The sequence below is a fragment of the Plesiomonas sp. genome, from assembly GCF_051650925.1.
Taxonomy (GTDB): domain Bacteria; phylum Pseudomonadota; class Gammaproteobacteria; order Enterobacterales; family CAMTGL01; genus Plesiomonas.
This window is the reverse complement of sequence record NZ_JBOFRH010000579.1, coordinates 1-1,936: the sequence shown is the minus strand read 5'-3', so window position 1 is coordinate 1,936 and position 1,936 is coordinate 1. Positions and strand designations below refer to the sequence as shown.

Here is a 1,936-nt window from a genome sequence, read left to right as displayed (position 1 = left end):
CCAAAAATGCTTGCCGGAAAAACGGTGGGTTGGAAAAAGCGTGATTACCTCGCTTGGCTGCAAGATAAAGATAATTCAATGACGTTGTCATCGAAGTAAGAAAATATGGGGCAGATATGATTATCTGCCCTGTTTTTTTGCCTTCGACGTACGTGAGACAAGATGCAGCAAAAGCTTATCTTTTGTTTGCGCATGGCTCATGAGTATAAATGATTTAACTCATTGATTTATTTTATATGTCACCAGAATTAGCACAATGTAACACCTCGGTTATTAATAATATACCGCAAGGCAGATCTCCCCGAAAACCAGCGTTCAAGTATTCATCCAAAGCCAAAAGTGGTTTCCCCTATCGAGGGATGTGGTTCCCAGTTTTGCCTGAGGATGGCGAGCTTGATCTGCCCATCATGAAGAAAATTTGCCAACTGATCATTGATGGTGCGTTGGTTGCAAGCTCACGTGTATTTGCTGTGCGCTATGACTTTTCTGCTCAAGAGAGCAGTCATAATAATCAAGTGATGAGTGACTTCTTGCGGGTATTCAAACGTGAGTTTGGCAAGTTGTACCCTGAGTCATTTTTCGGCTATTGCTGGGTACGGGAGAAGTCTGTTAAGTCAAGTTATCCGCATTATCACGCGGTATTCCTGTTTAGCGGCCACAAGATAAAAAGTCCTCATAAGATCAATTTGCTGGTGGAGAGCTGCTGGCAAAACGTTAGCCAAGGTCGCGTCTGGTTTCCTAAAAATCAGGCTTACCTTGTCAAACGGGATGATCTTGAGTCTCTGATTGAGCTGATTTGTCGCTGTAGCTATCTTGCGAAAAAAGAGACCAAAGAGATTGATTCATCGGTACGACGTATTGGTAAAAGCATGCTTAAACCGGCTGGTCAACGTAAATCACGAGGCCGAGTGCGAAGTGCTGGCAAGTGTCCAAGTCCTGCTATGTCTGCAACAGATGTGCACTCTGAGCACAGTGAACCATTGGCATCTGAAACAAGTCCAGCCTTACTCGACAGCGTCTTTACGCAGGGTGTGTTGCCTTCATTCGTTTGTGCAGTATCTGAGCAGCAGTTACATGAGCCTGTTGCCAGTGCTGATCCGCAAGACTCTATGCCACCCATTGCTGACGCTATCTTGCAGGCAGTCGCGCAAGTTCAGGTGAATGACGCTCTGAAAGAGAGCGTAAAAGGGAACGCAAAACAAAATTCGGTTAAGTCAGCATCCAAGAGTAAAACCAAGTGGTCTGCCGTGGCGGAGTTGGTGAGTTCAGCAAGCCACCCAGCTTCAGCGCATGTAAAAGCGCATAGACATAATTTCCTGTTTGAAGCGTTCACCGAGGGCGTATCACCGGCAGAGTATCGCGAACGCTACGGATTAACAGCGCAGCAATTTAGGGATTACACCAGAGATCTGCAGGTGCCGAGCATCAGGAAACTTTTCTGGGCTAAACATCGTATGCAGTGGGCGCAATCCTCATTGAGCTTAGACGAGTACATGGCGATCCACCAGCTCAAGACCACTGATGCCAAACGACAGTTGCGCCGTAAACCGATGAGTGCCGAATGGCAAGCACATGCCAAGCGTTATTACCGTGACTATTGGCCGCAAGGTGTATCGGTTGCCGCTTATGCCAAGCTGCATAACGTACCGATAACCAGCTTACGTCGTTACGTGGTGAATTTTTCTCAGGGGCTGATTACCCCAAGCATCCTGTTACGTTGGATGTGATCTTCATTGATACCTACAGCTGCGCGGCGGTTGGTTAGCAATAGGAGATGCACTGATGCATTTAAGAAAGCGTAAACGTAAACCACTGCCATCACCGCTACTGTTTTTGTGCGTGGATTACGAACCAAAGACCAAGTACGAATACTGGGTATGGTGGCGTGAACGGTATCGTTATGAGCTCATGAATACCGGAATCAGCATTACCGAGT

General features: G+C 46.8%; 1 protein-coding gene. It reads left to right on the top strand.

Going from position 1 to position 1,936, the window contains the following annotated elements:
- Window positions 1–359: 359 nt before the first annotated feature.
- On the top strand, window positions 360–1,727 hold the full coding sequence (locus ACRC27_RS13730) for a YagK/YfjJ domain-containing protein (RefSeq protein ID WP_438640137.1): 1,368 nt from the start codon (window positions 360–362) through the stop codon (window positions 1,725–1,727).
- Window positions 1,728–1,936 lie beyond the last annotated feature (209 nt).

Coding starts and splice junctions, on each gene's coding strand:
- ACRC27_RS13730 (WP_438640137.1), top strand. CDS start 360: ATGTGGTTCCCAGTTTTGCCTGAGGATGGCGAGCTTGATCTGCCCATC.